This is a genomic window from candidate division KSB1 bacterium (genome assembly GCA_034506255.1).
In the GTDB taxonomy this organism is placed as follows: Bacteria; Zhuqueibacterota; Zhuqueibacteria; order Zhuqueibacterales; family Zhuqueibacteraceae; genus Coneutiohabitans; species Coneutiohabitans thermophilus.
The window spans coordinates 84,463-101,107 of record JAPDPX010000005.1 but is presented as its reverse complement, the minus strand read 5'-3'; the positions used below and the strand labels follow the sequence as shown (position 1 = coordinate 101,107).

Below are 16,645 nucleotides of genomic sequence, written 5' to 3'. Positions count from 1 at the left end.
TGCAGTCGCCGTCGCACTGCATGTGCACGGGTGACCGATTGCAACTGCGATGCCATCGGCAAACTGCAGGGTTGCAGTGCGAAGAATCAGGGAATTAGGGTGAGGCGGGCGGGAAACTGGGGCGACGACTCTCAGAAAGTTGAGGCCGGCGCCGGAATTTTGAGGGCATCAAAAACGCAGCTCAAAACCGGCAAACAGAACCGTTTTGCGATAAAACACGCCGCGCACTGGCGATTCATTGTCATGATGGGCCAGGCGGACGAGCAGTGCCAGCTCAGCGGAGAGATCACGCGAGAGATCGAAAATGAGGTTGTTGCTTTGTTCGCGCTCGGCATCGAATTCCGGCGGCACGATGGGCGGCATGGGGTCGCCATAACTTTTTCTTTGCACGAGTGCGGAGGCGCGCAGCAGCCATCGTCCAGCCGGACTCCAGGCAGCGAGCAGATGCAAACGCAGGCGGTCGTAGTCATACCCCAGGCTGTTGGAAGGGTTGAATTGGGCCTCCAGGCTGGCGCGCAACAACCACTTCCGGCTGATGGTGAAAGTGAGGCGCAGGGCCTTGTAATCATCGTTTTGCAGACGGCGGCTGCGCTGAACCCCGGCTGTGCCGACGTGGAGGTAAGCCGGGCGCAAATAGGCAAACGTGCGCGTGTGCGCGGAGAGTTCAATTGTTGTTCGCTGCGTGAGGCGCTGGCGCAGTGTGAGAAACGCGCCGGTGAAAGTGTAATCGAACAGCGAATCCGAGGCGGCATGGTCGAGCTGGCCGGTTTCTGCGCCGGCTTCCCATGCCAGCCGGTCGCTCAGCGTCAGGGCGGCGCTCAGGGTGCCGGCGGCGGTGGCGTAATCGGAGGCGGCATGGAGATAATTTTTGAGCATGATTTCGCCCCGGGCGTTGAAACGCAGCCAGTCTGCCGTCCGCACGCTCATGCCGGCCTTGAAATCATTGAGCAGCTTGTGCTCGTCGTGGTGATCATGATAGAGCAGCAGCGCGCCGGAGTGATCGAGCGCCAGTCTGAAGTTTTCGCTCACGCGCTCCGCCCTGCCATGCAACAGCGCACGCCCCACCGTCGCGGCATTTGCCGTGGCGCTCGCTTCATAGATGTTGCTGTCATGTTCGAAGCCGGCCTGCAGACGATAGGCAAGCTGCCAGGGCTTTTGGGCAAGGACGGAAAGGGGCAGGATCAAACAACCGGCAAGAGACAAAAGACAACGGCGCAAAAGTGGGAGCGGGTGAAACAGCCGAGATTGCTGGTTCCAACCGCCGCGGGCTCTGTTTGGGGGATTCACTCGCTGTGTTCGGGTTTGAGATTGATGAAGGATGCAAACTGCCGCGGCTGATTTGCCTGTCATGTCCGCCGGTCGCCGCCGGCCTCAGCGGGCGCGGACACGGCCGAGTTTTTCCACTTCGTCGGCGCGTTTCTTCAAGCTGTCGGCCTGCCATCTGCGCTGCTGCAACAGGCGGTGCAGGCGCTCCTGCCACCGCTGCAAGTCCTGACTGGAGAGCTCGGCGATGTTTGCCGGCAAGCTGAAGGCGGCGACGGTGCCGGGGGACAGCGACTGCAGAAGAAGCTCGCCCGCCCGGCCCGGATGGTCAACGCCAACCGGCCCGGTTCCCTCCCGGTTGATGCCGGAGGTGCTGCGCAAGCCCTCATTCAGGGGTTCAAGCAGGGCGATGTCGGCCGCAAATTCATTCATGCGTTGACGCATCTCCTCCTCGGCGCGAATCTCGCTGAGTTTTTGCTCCAAACGTCTGGCATCCCGCTCCAACCGGTCAGCCTGATCGCGCAGAAAATCGGCTTTGCGCTTGAGGGTGATTTCATCATCACCGGGTTCGGCGCGAACTTCATAGATGACGATGGCGGGTGGCGGCTCTGCCAGTATCTGTTGACAGAATGCCTGCCATTGCCGGCAGGTTCGGATTTCGCGGGCAACATGCTCCTGCAGCGTGCGGTTGCCGGACTTTTTTGCTTCCTTGCCGCTTTCAACCAGCCGCACCAGCTCATCGTGCAGATTTTTGAGCAGGAGTTCAGCTTTTTGCCGCAGCATGCGATCCAAGCCCTGTTCGCGACGTTGCAAGGCCTGCAGCGAGTCTGCCATGATTTGTGAGCGTGCCAGCGCCGTCTCCAGGGTGCGTGTTTCAAAAGGCGAGAGGGGGCGCTGCTTGAGCTTGCTGATGACGCGCGCCAGACTGTCGGCCTGGCGGGACATAACTTTCTGCCTGGCCTGCACTTCAAACAGGCGTTGCACCAGCGAATCCAGTTCCACCTTTTGGCCGCGCAGTTTCTCATTTTGTGCCAGCAGGGCATTGGCACTCAAGGCCACAGCCAGAAAGATGAGGCGAGTGCATTTGATTTTGGGCATGGTTGCTCTCGAAGTAAGACGGCCGTCCGTTCCTGGCATCATTGCTTTTGCAAGGTTTATTCCAGCCGGCTTGCGTGCCGGCGGGTGGCGTCCGCAACCACTTGAAAGGTGGGTATATGCAGCTATTAAAGCAAGGGTTCGATCCCATTGTGCGAGCGGCTTATCAGTCTGATCGAGGAATACGTGAAACTGCAAGTAGCTGACAAAAACATCACGGCTATGCCAGTGGACAAAGACCAAGAGCTCGAAGCCCTCCTGCAATCGCACCAGACCCGCATCCGCGTGGTTGGCTGCGGTGGTGGCGGCAACAACACGGTGACCCGTTTGATGGAAGTGGGGGTGCAGGGTGTGGAAACGCTTGCGATCAACACCGATGCCCAGGATCTGTTGAGCGCCAAAGCGCATGACAAGATTTTGATCGGCCGGGTGTTGACCAAAGGGCTGGGCGGCGGCAGCAATCCCCAGATCGGGGAAGAATCCGCACGCGAAAGCAAGAAGGAAATCGAAGAAGCCCTGCAGGGCTCGGACATGGTCTTCGTCACCTGCGGCTTGGGCGGCGGCACCGGCACCGGCTCGGCACCCATCGTCGCAGAAACCGCCAGGCGGCTCGGCGCCCTCACCATCGCCGTCGTGACACTGCCGTTTTGGGAAGAAGGCGTGATGCGCTGGGAGAACGCCCGCCTCGGTCTGGAGAAGCTGCGCACCAATGCCGATACCATCATCATCATTCAGAACGACAAGCTGTATGATCTCGTGCCGGATCTTCCCATCGGCCAGGCCTTCAAAGTGGCCGATGAAATCCTGGTCAACGCGGTGCGCGGCATCATCGAACTGGTGACGCTGAAGGGCATGGTGAATCTGGATTTTGCCGACATTCGCACGATCATGCAAAACGGCGGCCCGGCCATGATCGGGCTGGGTGAAAGTGACGGCCCCGAGCGTGCGCAACGCGCGATCGAGATGGCGCTGCAAAACCCGCTGCTCGACGTGGACATTGCCGGTGCACGCAATGCGCTGATCAACATCACCGGCGGCGCGGAGATGACGCTCAAGGACACGCGCACGATCATGAAGATCGTCGCCGAGAAACTCGATCCCTCCGCCAAAATCATATGGGGCGCGCGCATCGATCCGGAAATGGGCAACACCATTCGCGCCCTGGTGATCGTCACCAATTTCCAGGAGGGCAGGAACGTGCACTTCGGTGCCGATCGGCGACTGCGTTTGGTCAAAGAAGCATCCGGCACGGCCACAGCCCAACCGCGCCCTGCTGCCGAGACGCCGGCCAGCGTGGAAACGCCAGCCCCTGCCGCCTTGCCACCGGTGAATTCAGCCACGCCGGTGGTCGAAACCCCGGCGTCTGAATCTTCACGGCCGGCGAAAAAACATGCCGCACGCGCGCAAAAAACGCCGCCGCCGCGCCCAGCCGCCAGGCCCGTGGCCGCGGCTGCGCCGGTGACACCACCGCCGGTTGCAACCGCACCCACACCGGTCGAAATCACCCCGCCTTCGCCGGCGTCACCTGCCGCGCTGGTGCCGGAGCCGGAAAAAGCAGCGCCTGCCGCACCGTCTGCCGCGTCACCCGAAGCAACCCGGGAAGCGAAAAGCCAATGGGAGTTCGTGCCGCCTTCAAGGCCGATAGAACCGGCACAACCCGCGGCCGCTCCAACGCCGACTTCTGCATCCGCCCGGCGGCCACTCGCACCCCCCTCGAAGTTGAAAGCTTTCAAGGAAAAGAACCACGTTCACTTGCAGGCACTGCAGGAAGCCGTTGTGTTCCTGCGTGCAAACGCCAACGATGAGGAGACCTGGCAAAGCATTCGCATGGCGATGAGCTCGATCAATGAAACCGCGCAAGCATTGGATTTTCCGGCGATCGCAGCGTATGCCGGCACCCTGGAGGAAATTGCCGAGCGGGTGTTGCGCGGTTTGTTCAAAGTCACGCCGGAAGTGGTGGCCGTGTTCACGCGTGTGGCACCGGTGCTGGCCGGCATGATGCACGATGATCCGCCCGCGCTGCAGGAGGCCCGGCAGCAACAAGAGCGGCTGCAACGTCTGGCAGACGAATACCGGCAGTCGCGCACTTCACAAAATAATGCGCCCCTGCCGGGCGGCCCGGTAGCCCCACCCCCGGTGCGACCTTCGCCACAAAACCAGGCCAATGCCCAGCCCAAACCGGCGAATTCCGCCCCCGCACCGCAGCTTCCCGGCCGCCGCGTGCAAGCCGATGAAGAAGTGATGGCCTATCTCAAAGGCCGCTTTGCGGTGCACAAGAAGAACTGAGTGCCAACCCGAGCCGCTGCTCTGCCAATGGGATGTTTGCGGCAACAGGCCGGGCTCCGGCATGCCAGAGCGCCGCATGGCCCTCCCGCACAGGGTCAGGCACACTTCCACCGGAGCGGAAATACTTTCAGAAGCGTACGCCTCCGGCAATAAAAAATGCCCCTGATCGCGAGAGCGTGATCAGGGGCATTTTGCTTGCATGCCATCAAAAAATGCCGGCAGGCCCAAACAACGGCTCACGAGCGATTCGAATATTTGTTCACGAGCTGCTGCAAGGAAGCGGCGAAGTTTTCCTCCTCACGGGCGCTGGCCCGGGACGGACGCGCTTTGTGCTCCGGCCGCTGCGGCCTCTTGCTTTCGGCCTGGTTATCCTTGCCCTCGACTTGCGCCGGTTTCTCCGGCCGGCCGTGCCGGCGATCACGCTGCAGTTTGCCGGTGCCGCGCTCATGCGGTTTGTGCCCGCCGCCGGCTTTCGCCTGCGGTTTGTGCCGCTCCGGTGGCCGCCGGTCGCCGTCGAGCAGCATGCTCAGACCAATGCGGCCCCTTTCCAGATCAACCCGCAGCACGCGCACATCGATCACATCGCCCACCGCCACCACCTCCAGCGGGCTTTTGATGTACTTGTGCGACATGGCGGAGAGATGCACCAGGCCGTCCTGCTTCACGCCGATGTCGACGAAGGCACCGAAGTCCACCACATTGCGCACCGTGCCTTTGAGAATCATGCCCTCCTTGAGATCCTCCATTTTTAAAACATCCTGGCGGAAGATGGGTTTGGGGGCCTCGTCGCGCGGATCGCGATCGGGTTTTTCCATTGCGGCAATAATGTCCTGCAGCGTGGGCAGGCCGATCTGGCATTCCGCGGCGATTTCGGCGAGCGGCCGGCGCAGCGCCTTGATTTTCTCATTGAAAAGCTGACGCTGCGTGCGAACCATCTCGGGCGTAAGCTCCAAAATCGTCAAAAAGCGCTCGGCTGCTTCATAAGACTCGGGATGGACGGCGGTGGAGTCAAAAAACGTGTCGGCATTGGGAATGCGCAGGAAGCCGGCGCATTGCGTGAAAGCCTTGGGCCCCAGGCCCTTGACCTCGAGCAGTTGTTTGCGGGAGGTGAAACGCCCTTTCTCATTGCGGTAGGCAACGAGATTCTCCGCGACGCTGCGGGTGATGCCGGCGACGTAACGCAGCAGCGCGGCCGAGGCCGTGTTCAAATCCACGCCCACGGCATTCACACATGACTCCACCACACGGTCGAGCGATTCCGCCAGCCGCGTCTGGTTGACATCGTGTTGATACAAGCCCACGCCGATGGATTTGGGATCGATTTTGACCAGCTCGGAGAGCGGATCGAGCAGGCGCCGCGCAATGGAAACATTGCCGCGTTGCGCCGCCTCGAGATCCGGCAGCTCCTGTCGCGCCAGTTCGGAGGCGGAATACACCGAGGCGCCGGCTTCACTCACGATGGTGTAGCGCACGTCGAGGGGGGGGTCACCGGCGGCGGCCTCCTTGATCACCTCTGCCACCAGTTGTTCCGTCTCGCGGCTGGCGGTGCCGTTGCCGATGGCAATCAGGCTCACCTGATACTTGCGCACCATTCCCAGGAGTTGCTGTTTGGAATAATCCCAGCGTTTCTGCGGCTCATGGGGATAAATCGTGTCCCCGTCCAGGTATTTGCCTGTCTGGTCGATGACGGCGACCTTGCAGCCGGTGCGATAACCCGGGTCGATGCCCATGATGATGTGGCCGTGGGTGGGCGGCTGCATCAGCAGGTTGCGCAGGTTGGTGGCGAAGATGTTGATGGCGTGTTCATCCGCGACTTCGGAGAGACGGTTGCGCAGCTCACGCTCGATGGCGGGCGCCACCAGTCGTTCATAAGAGTCCTTGATGGCCGCGCGATTGTAGTCGGTGAAGATGCAGGCCGGGTTGGTGAGAAAACGTTTTTCCAGATCCGCCAGGATTTGCGGCACCGGCGCCTCGATCACCACCTTCAAAAAGCCTTCGCGCTCGCCGCGGTTGATGGCGAGCGTGCGGTGCGGCACGACTTTTTTGAGCGGATCGCGATAGTCCTTGTACATTTCATAGACATCGAGGTTTTCAGGATCGCGCGCTTCCGCGTGCAGGCTGCCGTGCTCCCAGGTGAGCTCGCGGGTGAGCTGGCGCACATCGGCATCGTCGCTCACCCATTCTGCAATAATGTCACAGGCGCCCGCCAGTGCCTCCTGCGCACTGTTGACGCCCTTTTCCTCGCTGACGAAGGCCAGTGCGATTTGCCCGGGGTCACCGCTGGTATCCTGCTGCTGCCACATGCGCTGCGCCAGCGGTTCCAGGCCTTTTTCCCTGGCAACGGTGGCGCGCGTGCGCTTCTTGGGTTTGTAGGGCAGATACAGGTCTTCGACTTCCTGCAGTTTCAGGGCGGCCGAGATCCTGGCGGCCAGTTCGTCGGTGAGCTTGCCCTGCTCCCCGATTGATTTGAGTACGGTCTGTTTGCGCTCTTCCAGCAGGCGCAGGTAACGCATGCGATCCTGGATGGCGATGATTTTGGTTTCGTCCAGTCCCCCGGTCACCTCCTTGCGGTAGCGGGCGATAAAGGGAACGGTGTTTTCATCGTCGAGCAGGGCCACCGTGGCCTGCACTTGTTCGGCACGAATATGCTGCTCTTCGGCGATGATGCGAAAAAAATCCTGCTCAGTCACGGCCAAACCTCGAAAATGTTACAGTGGGAATTGCGGGGTGCGCGTCTTCCGCTGCCTGCGCGCGAAGCGGCCATCGCCTCGCGGCAGCAGAAGCCCGGCACCGGCAGCGCCGCGTGCAACCCATTGCAGCCAGTTTGCCAAAAGATGATGGAGCTGGAATTTAGTAGCAGCGGCGAAAAATACAAGAGGGAAGATGATTGGCAACACCTTGCTGCAGGAAATGCAAATTTGCCGGTTCGCGCGAATCTGTTGCATTCGAAAAGCCGCCCGGGCGGTGAATTGCTTCAAGAGGTCAACCCTGGACGCCAATGCGTGCCGGTTGCACCAGCCGCGCCTGACTCCGGGAGGGAGCATGGTTCTTCCGGATCCAGGATTGCAGTCGGCCCCGGCTCCGCTATGGCAGATTGCCGGCGGTTTTCATGTGGCAACGTTCCGTCACGCCTCCCTCGCGGTTTTGCGCTCTTTTAAAAAGGGCTCAAAAGAGGCTCTAAGTGGGTTGATGTGGGTAATGCATGGCAAGACGTTGACCGCGGGGTTTTGCCCAAGAGCGTTTCTCCAGACCAGCATTTGCCTTGTCATCGCATGCCGCAAGAACGCCGCAGCCCAGGTCGCCAGCCTGCAGGCAGACAAGAGGTCTGCGCGACATTTCCATCCCGATGAGTGCCCATGCGGCATGGCAAATTATTACGAAAATGCTTTTGTCGTAGACCCTTCAGGGTCGGTGCCTGAAGGCACGACTACGAAAGCTCATCTTCATTCTAAGAGGTACCGCGCGCGGCTGCAGCAACCGCGCTGTGCCTGGTGAAGAAGTGGCCGGCCAAGCTGGCACCGCCCTCTCCGTGGCCAGCAGGAGGTCACCGGCAAAGCGCACGGGCATCAATGAACCCGCTGAACGTACTCGGCGTAGACGAAGCGCGGCGACATCTCTGCCGTGTGGCAGCGCACACAGGTTGCCGGCGTGGGGGCGGCGAAATTGACCGCACGGCCGCGTGTGCGCACATGAAAACCGCCACGGCCGTGGCACGACTCGCAGCCGACATCAGCGAGATGCGCGGTGGCGGCCGTGGCGGAATACCCCGATTCTTCGCGATACCCCACAGTGTGGCAGCTCAGGCAGCGCGTGTTGTGCTGCTCGTTTTTGGCAACGAGCGTGGCAAACGCGCGGGCATGGGCTGATTCCCGCCATCTGCCAAAAATATCCTCATGGCATTCCTGACAGGCCTGGCTGCCCACGAAAGGGTTTAGAGAAGCCGCGCCTCCTCCACCCGGCGGGGTCGGTTTGGCGGGGGCGGGGGCTTGCTGCGCAGCCTGACCTGCGGCACGATAGCGTTCCAGCAGGGGCGCGGCCTTCGGCGAATCCGCGATGCGGTCATTCAAGATGAGTTGTTGAAAGCTCGCCGCGCTGCGTTCGCCGTTCTTCCGCTTCTCCACCTTGATGAAACCCACTTCGCGGCCGCGATCACCGCCGCTCACCACCAGCGCATCCCCCAAATTCTCGATGAGCCGGATCGGCTGATGCCGGCCCTGGGTCAACAGCCAGACATCGACCTCCGGATGTTTTCTGCCGATCGCCAATACTTCCTCTTCCGGGCCGAGAAAGACCACGGCCGTGAAGTCGACCTTTTGGGCGGCCAGGGTCTTGAGCTGCTCATTGAGAAAGGCCTCGACATTGTATGCCGGAGGGCTGTCGCTGGCTGCGCGGTTGAAGCCCGTCGATACCAGGCTGAGCACACCGAGTTTGTAACCCGGCCGTGTGATGATCTTCACTGGTGGCAGCGTCATCCCGGTCTTGCCGGGCACGATGCTGCTGAACAACAAGTCTTGCGCCTGCGCCTGTTTGGCCGCCTCCGGCAATCCGGCGGTGAGATCGTTCTGTCCCAGACAGACGGCATCATAGCCGAGTTGCTTGAGCAGCTTGAGCTGTTCGCCGGCCTTCCAGGCGGAAGGTCCGCTCACCGCTTCCCCGAAGTTGCCGCCATCGATCACGATCAAATCGCGATGTTTGGCACGCAAACTGTCCAGTAATGTGATTCGCTTGGCCAGACCGCCACGCCTGCTGCCGCTTCACCCACAGGGATCCACATAGCCGATGGTGTTGCTGGTGTAGGCGAGATGCAACGTCAGAATTTCAGCTTCCTGCGCTTCGGCAGCCGGCAAGGCCAGCCAGGCCAAACCGGCCAGCAGAAAACGGAAAGCCGTCGCTTTTTTCATGACAACCTCGAGTTGGTAAACCGGATGAGTGAATGCGCCCGCCCGTGCCTGCGGCTGCCGCGGGCGGTTGACAAAACGCAAAACAATTTAAAATTTTTCAATCAGCGCCTGCAGGGGATTTCCCGCTTGCTTCTTGGCGGCTCTTCTTCTATATTCGGTCGCGTCTGTGAGGTTGAGCTGCAAGCAGACGAACGCCGAGGCGCAGCTCATCATGCAAACCTTTGCTGCTGCACTCATGCGCATGTCCCGTCGTCACAAAAAACCGGCCGAAAGTACCCGACCCCGCTTCCGCAGGCCAAGTATCGACCATTGCGAACGATTGAAGAAAGCATTTTGCCATGGATTTTCTTCGGCGCTGTCTCCTTCTGATGCTCCTGCTCGCACTGGCAGCTTGCTCTGACGACCCTTACGAGGAAGCCAGTCAACTTTACCGCCAAGCACGCCACTTTGATCCGTCCATTGCCGCGGAATTCGCCGACCCGCTCGGCCGTGCCATCACGCTGCTGGAGGGTTTTCTGTCGCGCAACCCCGATGATCCGCGCGCCACGCTGCTGTTGTGGCGCTGCTACTCCCGCACCGGTAACCCGCGCGCACCCGCCATGCGCGCCAGCATGCTGGCCATGCCGGAGGCGATGTGTGAAGTTCTGCCCGGCGAAATTCGCGCTGAGCGCGATGATTACATGCGCGCGCAAATGGTGGGATTGCTCGGCGAGCTCAATGCCATGGTCGATACGGAATTTCTGGTGGAACTCATCGAGCACGATCCCGCCCCCGGCGTGCAGCAGGCCGGCATCAAAGTTCTGGCGCAACTGGCAGACGGTGCAGCCCTGCCCCCGCTGTTGAGAAAACTGCACGACGGTGAGGAGATAGTGCGCGCGGTTGCGGCACGTGCGTTGACAGCCTTCCCCCGGGAAGAAGTGGTGGAGGCGCTGCTCGGCCGGCTGGCTGACAATCGTGAAGTCCCGGAGGTGCGCGCCCAGGCGGCCCTGTCGCTGGCGGAGATTGGTGGCGTCAACCGCGGCCTGTGGCATCAAATCATGCCGCAGCTTCGACAGATGCTCACGGAGCCATCCAAGTCGCTGTCTACGCGCCTGCTTGCCGGCATGGTGCTGGCACGCCGTGGCAACGCCGAGGGTCGTGAGCTTGCCCTGCAACATGCCAATATTGAAGACCCTTTCACCCGCGGCCTGGCCATCAGCACACTCGGTTTGACCGGCGAGGAACAGGCCCTGCCCTTTATCGTTGCAGCCAGCCGTGACGACAACTGGAGGCTGCGCTTGCAAGCCGTGGAAGCCCTGGGCCAGCTCAAAGACCCGCGCGGCCTGCCTGCGCTCTACAAAGCCAAGGACGATGCCAATGAACTGGTGCGCGAAGCGGCGCGCGCGGCCATCGAAAGAATCAAAAGTTCGACGGCGGGCGGCAAGGCAACCCCGTCGCGCAGCGTGCGCCAATAATAAGCCTCCTGCCGCCGAGATGCAAACAAATTTCCGCACATGCCCCCCGCTTTTCATTTTGCCAGGGACTTCGGCATGCAACATTTCCTCCTCCCCAGCCTGACCGCCCTGCTGCTGTGGGGCCATGCCGCGGAGTTGATTGCCCAGCAATTTTCCGGGCCACCACGGCAATTGGTGCGCCTGAATCTGCACACCCTGCCGCCCGCGAAGCTGCAACAAGTGCTGGCCGGCGGTTATGATGTGGCAGAAGTCGATCCCGCCCGCGGCACCTGCGAGCTGATTGCCACCCCCACGGAACTGGTGGAGCTCGCGCGCCTCGGCATCGCTTATGAAGTCAAAATTGTCGATCTCGAAGCCCATGCCCGGGCCCTGCGCGCCACCGGCTACCTCGAGCATTTTTTCGACTACGAGCGCACCCTGGTCGAATTACAGCTCGTGCAGGCCAGCCACCCCGACCTGGTGCAGGTGCTCGACATCGGCGACAGTTGGGAGAAAACACAAAACCTCGCCGACCGCGACCTGTGGGCGGTGAAAATCTCCGACAACGTCCAACGCGACGAAGACGAGCCGGAAGTGTTGATCATGGGGCTGCATCACGCCCGCGAAATCATCACCCCCGCCATCGTGCTCGATTACCTCAACCTGCTGCTCTCAGGCTACGGCCGTGATCCCTACCTCACCTACCTGGTGAACAACCGCCAAATCTGGCTGATCCCGATCGTCAACCCCGACGGTTTGGAATACGTGTTCCATGAAGATCTCTGGTGGCGCAAGAACCGCCGCCGCAATGACGACGGCAGCTTTGGCATCGATTTGAACCGCAATTACGGTTACAACTGGGGTTACGACAACATCGGCTCGAGCCCCAATCCCCGCAGCAACACCTATCGCGGCACCGCCCCCTTTTCCGAGCCGGAGACCGCCGCCATTCGGGACTTCGTGCTGACGCGCCGATTTCGTCTCTCCTTCTCCTATCACTCCTATGGCCGCTTCATGATTTATCCCTGGGGCTATACCGCGGTGAAAACGCCGGATCACAGCACCTTTGTCGCACTCGCGGACAGCCTGGTCGCCTACAATTCCTATTTGCCCGGTCTCGGCATCGAAACCGTCGGCTATTTTGTGAATGGCGACTCGGATGACTGGCTCTATGGCGAGCAGTCCCTCAAAACCAAAATTTTAGCCTTCACTCCGGAGGTGGGCACCCAGTTTCACCCGGACACAAGCGAGATTGAACAGCTCATTCGGGAAAATCGCGGCCCCAATCTTTTCATCACCTATGCCGCAGGGGAAGAGCCGGTGATCGAGCACACCCCCCTGCCTGACCCGGCCACGGGTCCGGGACCCTTCGAGATCATCGCGCGCGTGCTGCCCCCGATCGTGCTCACCCATCCCGTGGCACTCGCGGAAAACTCGTTTCAGGTGCATTACAACACTACCGGCGTACCACCCTTTACAAGCCTGCCATTGACTCCGACCGGCAATGACAACGAGTATCATGCCTTCCTGCCGGCGGTGGGCAGTGACCTGACGGTCTATTACTACCTTTCCGCCGCGGATGACAGCGGCCGCGTTGGCCATGCCCCGCGCGCCGCCAGTGCCGGAGAGTATTTCAGCTTCCATGTCGGCCGCGCCACCGGCATTGTTCACGCCGTACCGGATCTGCCGGCAACTTTTCTGTTGGAGCAAAACGATCCCAACCCCGTGCGGCAGGAGACCGCGATTGCGTTTGCCCTGCCCGCCGGTTTTGGGGGCAACATGCAACTGGCGGTCTACAATATTCTCGGCCAGCAGGTGAAACTGCTGGCGAGTGGCGCACGTTCGGCCGGTCGCCATCTGGTGCGCTGGGATGGCCGTGATCAAACCGGCCGGCGGCTGTCCCCCGGCATCTATTTTTACCGCCTGCAGGCCGGCACATTCGTGCAGGTCAAGAAGCTCTTGCTGCTGCACTGATGCCGGCTTCCTCTGAGAATGCCATGGCGCAGATTTCGAGCTTGCGTTGCAGACCGGTTCTCTGGGCTGCATTTTTTCCGCCACGGGTGGGCAAACGTACCTGGCAATTACTTCGATCGGTTTTGGCTGTGAACCGGCACGGCCTGGTGGTGCCCCGCATGCGTTGTTTCGACGCGGTGCAGCATTCCTCCCGGGAAGCCGTGGTTTGGCTGGGAGGATCACTTGCCCTCGCCAGCCTCGACCCAAATGACAATGGCCCAGTTTCTGCCTTTTTCATCATTTGGGAATCACCGCCTGCCCGGGATGCGGCCTGGGGCAGGCGATGGCTCTCTTCCTGCATGGTGATTGGCGCAGCGCGCTGGCGGTTCATCCGCTCGGCCCGGCGGCGGTGGTGATCCTGCTCGGCCGCGTGTGGCGTGTGCTGCGCGATTTTTTTCGGTTCTCACGATGGCGCGCCAACTCATGAGTGATACCCGTTCAGGGTTGTTTTTTGAGTTGGCGTGCCGGGCTCGAGCTTGGCGCTCTGAAATTCAAATTGCAACCCTCAACGAGTGTAAAGTTCGCCTGTTTGCCGACGCAGTCAGTTTTTTTCTCCCTCGAAAACACCCCCGCGAAATGCTTTTTCCGTGGGAGTTCGCTTTCGCGGAAGGATTTTTTGTGCTTGATCTGAAGCTTGGCGCTCCGAAACCTGCCTTCATCCCCAAACAAGTATAAGAACCGGAGGAGGAAGATGGCCAGTGTCATGCAGTTGCTGCCCAAGCTTGATGGTGAGGAAATGGTGTATGTGCAGGGCCTGTTGAAGGATTGGGAAGAAAATCCGGCCCGGCAATTTGCCGCCATGTATCGCGCCCGCCGCAAGGATCCCCAGCTCATTTTGCTCACCACCTTGCTCGGATTTATGGGCATTACCGGTGTCCAGCGCTTCATTCTCGGGCATATCGGCATGAGCTTGCTGTATTTGTTCACCGCCGGGCTGTGTTTCCTCGGCACCATCGTTGATCTGGTGAATTTCAAAAGCTTGAGCTTCACTCATAATCCACAGATCGCGCGCCAGCTCGATGCTTTGATCAAGGCATCCCATTGAGGCGCCCGGCACTCCTTCCGCCACCATGAATCAAAGCGCCAACTCTCCCCAGCCCGCTGTCGCGGCGCCGCATCATACGGAGCGCTTTCGCGTCCGGGAGTTCGTGCGCTGGGGCGACATCGATCAGGCTGGCATCATCTGTTATGGCGCCTATGTCCGCTTTTTCGAGATTGCCGAGACCGAGTTCTTTCGGGCGATCGGCCTGCCCTATGCCATCCTGTTTGACCGCTTTGATTTCTGGCTACCGCGCGTGCAACTCCACTTCGATTTTCACCGCCCGGCCCTGCTTGACGACTTGCTTGAAGTCGAAATCTGGGCCGGGCGGGTTGGCCGCACTTCTCTGCGCTTCGAATTCTGCGTCCACAAAGTCGGTGGCGCCATCACCGCGGAAGGTTATGAAATCGTGGTGGCCGTCAACCGCCGGAGTTTTCACCCGATCGGCTTGCCGGAGGAACTGCTGACGGCGCTGGCGCCTTATCGCGCTGACCTGAGGGCGTCGCCCGTATCGTGAGTTTTTGCAGAAAATGTTCCGCCGCGACCTGGCCGTTGCATCCACTATGACCGGTTGCCTTGGGGCCGGCAATTTTAAAAAAGATTTCTGCCGGCGACTGCAGTTGCAGCGTAAGCCACGGCGTCTTCATCCGGCATGCCAGGCTTGGCGAGCCCGTGTTCAGGCGAGGGTGGATCATTTTCATTCCAGCGCCCAACCTTTGCCCTCTCTCCCCAACCCCGGCACAACTGCTCCCATCCTTAACTCTCCCCAAGCGGCAGCCTTTGTGGCTCTGCGCTGGGACGCTCCCAACTTCCCCAGATGTTGACCGCGAGCTTTCGAAAATATTCGGACTGAGTTCAGGGTTTGATGGAACATTTGTTTCCCCCGCGACCCGTCACAACCCCACTGTGGAAATTTTCTTTGACATTCGCGCGGTTTGTAGTTATCTTTGCCGCTGTTAAAAGGAATTTATGGAGAGCTGGATGTCCCGCAAGCCTGTCGCCATCGTTCCCCAGGATTTGGTGCTGGTGCACATCGATCACAAGCCGGCATTCTTTGCACGGGTGGAAGACATCAATCCTGACAGCAAACGCAACTGGTGGCAGGTGAAGCTGTTCATCCTGGCATTGCCCATGAAAGTCGTCACCTGGACGATTGACGACGATCAGATACGGGGAGCTGAATTCACCATGGGTGGCACGCCCGTGCGCCTTGAAAAAGTCACACCGCCGCCGACTGCCGTCACAGCCGAGGAAATCCAACCGGAGGCGAGGGCAGCGCAGCCTGACCGTGGACGCCCCAGCGAACAGAAGCAGGCGCGCATCCTGGCTTTCAAGAAAGTGGTGGAATAGCTCCACGTCATCCCCCGGGACCTGTTCATGAATTCCTTACGGTGCATGAGGGAGAGATGAGAGCTTCTGGTGTTGCGCTGGCGACGCTCGTCACGCTGACCTCGGCGGCGCTGGTTTACCACCGCGCCAACACGGCGGTCGAGAGGCAACGCGTCTCGTACAAGAGCGGGGCGGACACCGTGCAGGCGGTGCTGTCCCTGCCGGAAGGCCAGGGACCCTTTCCCGCAGTGATTGTCATTCACGAATGGTGGGGGCTGAATGAGTGGGTGGAGGCCAATGCCAGAAAACTATCGCAGCAGGGTTATCTGACGCTGGCGATAGACCTCTACCGCGGCGCGGTCGCAGAAAATGCGGAGACGGCGCACGAACTGAGCCGTGGCCTGCCTGAAGATCGCGCCCTGCGTGACCTGCAGGCCGCCTTCGACTATCTATCCACCCGCCCGGATGTTGAACGAACCCGCATTGCCACCCTGGGCTGGTGCATGGGTGGCAGCTATTCCCTCCAAGCCGCAGCCCGCATTCCCGACCTTGCCGCCTGCGTGGTCTTCTATGGCCGGTTGATTACCGATGAAGAACTGATCGCGCGGATCAATGCGCCCGTGCTCGGTATTTTCGGCGGCATAGACAAGGGTATTCCCGTCAAAACTGTGCGTGCTTTCGAGAAAGAATGCCACCGGCTCGGCAGGGACGTGAGCATACATGTCTATCCCCAAGCAGGCCACGCATTCATGAATGAGAACAACAAGAGCAATTACCGCGAAAAAGACGCGGCGGATGCATGGGAAAAAACCCTCGCCTTCCTGGCCGATCATTTGAAAAAGTAAGCGCCCCTGCTTGACAACCTTGGCCTGCCGGCCTGCGCTATCCCGTGTGCCGGCCCGCAGAAACACCCGCCTGCCCCGGGCGGGTTTGTTGCTTTTGTCGGAAAGACCTCATGGAAATTGCGCGCAACTCCTCCCGCCTCCCGTAAGTTCACGCCCGTGCGAGGGGTCTTTTCAACGGCATTTCCCCAATTGATTATTTGCCCCGCAGCGGTTGATTGCCTGCAACCGCGCGCGGCGGGGGCTGTTTGTCAGGGTGCAGGTCTGGAACTGCAGGCCGCATGAGCGGAGAGGATGAAACAGCTTGAGACACACAATCGCCAGCTCCCCATCAATGCCAGCCACGGGTCAAACACCGGGGCACCCGTGCTCCGGTCGGCACCTCCCGACGCTCGCAGATAACACATGTTGTGATAAATCCCGAGTCCATGTGAACCGCAAAGC

General features: G+C 60.5%; 15 protein-coding genes and 1 pseudogene. 10 read left to right on the top strand and 6 right to left on the bottom strand.

Features of this window, described 5'->3' with window-relative positions; translation table 11 throughout:
• Nucleotides 1-168: 168 nt before the first annotated feature.
• Nucleotides 169-1,185 carry a hypothetical protein gene (locus tag ONB52_11340; GenBank protein MDZ7416731.1) on the bottom strand — a complete coding sequence of 339 codons (1,017 nt, stop codon included), beginning with the start codon at nt 1,183-1,185 and terminating at the stop codon, nt 169-171.
• A gap of 186 nt (nt 1,186-1,371) precedes the next feature.
• Nucleotides 1,372-2,361, bottom strand: coding sequence for a hypothetical protein (locus ONB52_11335; protein ID MDZ7416730.1), 990 nt, complete (start codon nt 2,359-2,361; stop codon nt 1,372-1,374).
• Nucleotides 2,362-2,544: 183 nt separating this feature from the next.
• On the opposite strand from ONB52_11335, the gene ftsZ reads away from it, so the two are divergent.
• The gene (ftsZ, locus tag ONB52_11330) at nt 2,545-4,644 is read left to right on the top strand and encodes a cell division protein FtsZ (GenBank protein MDZ7416729.1); all 2,100 of its coding nucleotides are present in this window, start codon (nt 2,545-2,547) and stop codon (nt 4,642-4,644) included.
• Between the two features lie 236 nt (nt 4,645-4,880).
• Here the strand turns inward: ftsZ and ONB52_11325 are convergent, their stop codons facing one another.
• The 4 genes from ONB52_11325 to ONB52_11310 form a co-directional block, all read right to left on the bottom strand.
• Complete coding sequence (locus ONB52_11325) at nt 4,881-7,334, bottom strand: RNA-binding transcriptional accessory protein (protein ID MDZ7416728.1); 2,454 nt, start codon at nt 7,332-7,334, stop codon at nt 4,881-4,883.
• A gap of 18 nt (nt 7,335-7,352) precedes the next feature.
• Entirely contained in the window at nt 7,353-7,622 is a 270-nt protein-coding gene (locus ONB52_11320) for a hypothetical protein (protein MDZ7416727.1), read from the bottom strand.
• A 588-nt stretch (nt 7,623-8,210) separates the two neighbouring features.
• Entirely contained in the window at nt 8,211-9,347 is a 1,137-nt protein-coding gene (locus tag ONB52_11315; GenBank protein ID MDZ7416726.1) for a multiheme c-type cytochrome, read from the bottom strand.
• Nucleotides 9,348-9,398: 51 nt separating this feature from the next.
• A complete protein-coding gene (locus ONB52_11310) occupies nt 9,399-9,545 on the bottom strand; it encodes a hypothetical protein (GenBank protein ID MDZ7416725.1) in 147 nt (48 codons plus the stop codon).
• Nucleotides 9,546-9,569: 24 nt separating this feature from the next.
• On the opposite strand from ONB52_11310, the gene ONB52_11305 reads away from it, so the two are divergent.
• From ONB52_11305 to ONB52_11265, 9 genes and pseudogenes are all read left to right on the top strand, one after another.
• Complete coding sequence (locus ONB52_11305; GenBank protein MDZ7416724.1) at nt 9,570-9,914, top strand: hypothetical protein; 345 nt, start codon at nt 9,570-9,572, stop codon at nt 9,912-9,914.
• Nucleotides 9,884-10,999, top strand: a complete 1,116-nt coding sequence (locus ONB52_11300) for a HEAT repeat domain-containing protein (protein ID MDZ7416723.1) — start codon at nt 9,884-9,886, stop codon at nt 10,997-10,999. Before ONB52_11305 ends, ONB52_11300 begins: the two co-directional genes overlap by 31 nt.
• 75 nt (nt 11,000-11,074) lie before the next feature.
• Complete coding sequence (locus tag ONB52_11295) at nt 11,075-12,952, top strand: M14 family zinc carboxypeptidase (protein MDZ7416722.1); 1,878 nt, start codon at nt 11,075-11,077, stop codon at nt 12,950-12,952.
• Nucleotides 12,953-13,229: 277 nt separating this feature from the next.
• Nucleotides 13,230-13,418, top strand: a pseudogene (locus tag ONB52_11290) (DUF2752 domain-containing protein).
• On the top strand, nt 13,415-13,666 hold the full coding sequence (locus tag ONB52_11285) for a hypothetical protein (GenBank protein ID MDZ7416721.1): 252 nt from the start codon (nt 13,415-13,417) through the stop codon (nt 13,664-13,666). The pseudogene ONB52_11290 and the gene ONB52_11285 overlap by 4 nt, the downstream one beginning before the upstream one ends.
• Before the next feature lie 16 nt (nt 13,667-13,682).
• Complete coding sequence (locus ONB52_11280) at nt 13,683-14,036, top strand: NINE protein (GenBank protein MDZ7416720.1); 354 nt, start codon at nt 13,683-13,685, stop codon at nt 14,034-14,036.
• Between the two features lie 25 nt (nt 14,037-14,061).
• Nucleotides 14,062-14,547 (top strand): acyl-CoA thioesterase, encoded by a 486-nt coding sequence (locus tag ONB52_11275; protein ID MDZ7416719.1) that lies wholly within the window; start codon nt 14,062-14,064, stop codon nt 14,545-14,547.
• 464 nt (nt 14,548-15,011) lie between these two features.
• Nucleotides 15,012-15,380: a hypothetical protein gene (locus ONB52_11270; protein MDZ7416718.1), complete on the top strand. Its 369-nt coding sequence runs from the start codon at nt 15,012-15,014 to the stop codon at nt 15,378-15,380.
• A gap of 41 nt (nt 15,381-15,421) precedes the next feature.
• Nucleotides 15,422-16,204: a dienelactone hydrolase family protein gene (locus tag ONB52_11265; protein ID MDZ7416717.1), complete on the top strand. Its 783-nt coding sequence runs from the start codon at nt 15,422-15,424 to the stop codon at nt 16,202-16,204.
• The last annotated feature ends 441 nt before the right edge of the window (nt 16,205-16,645 follow it).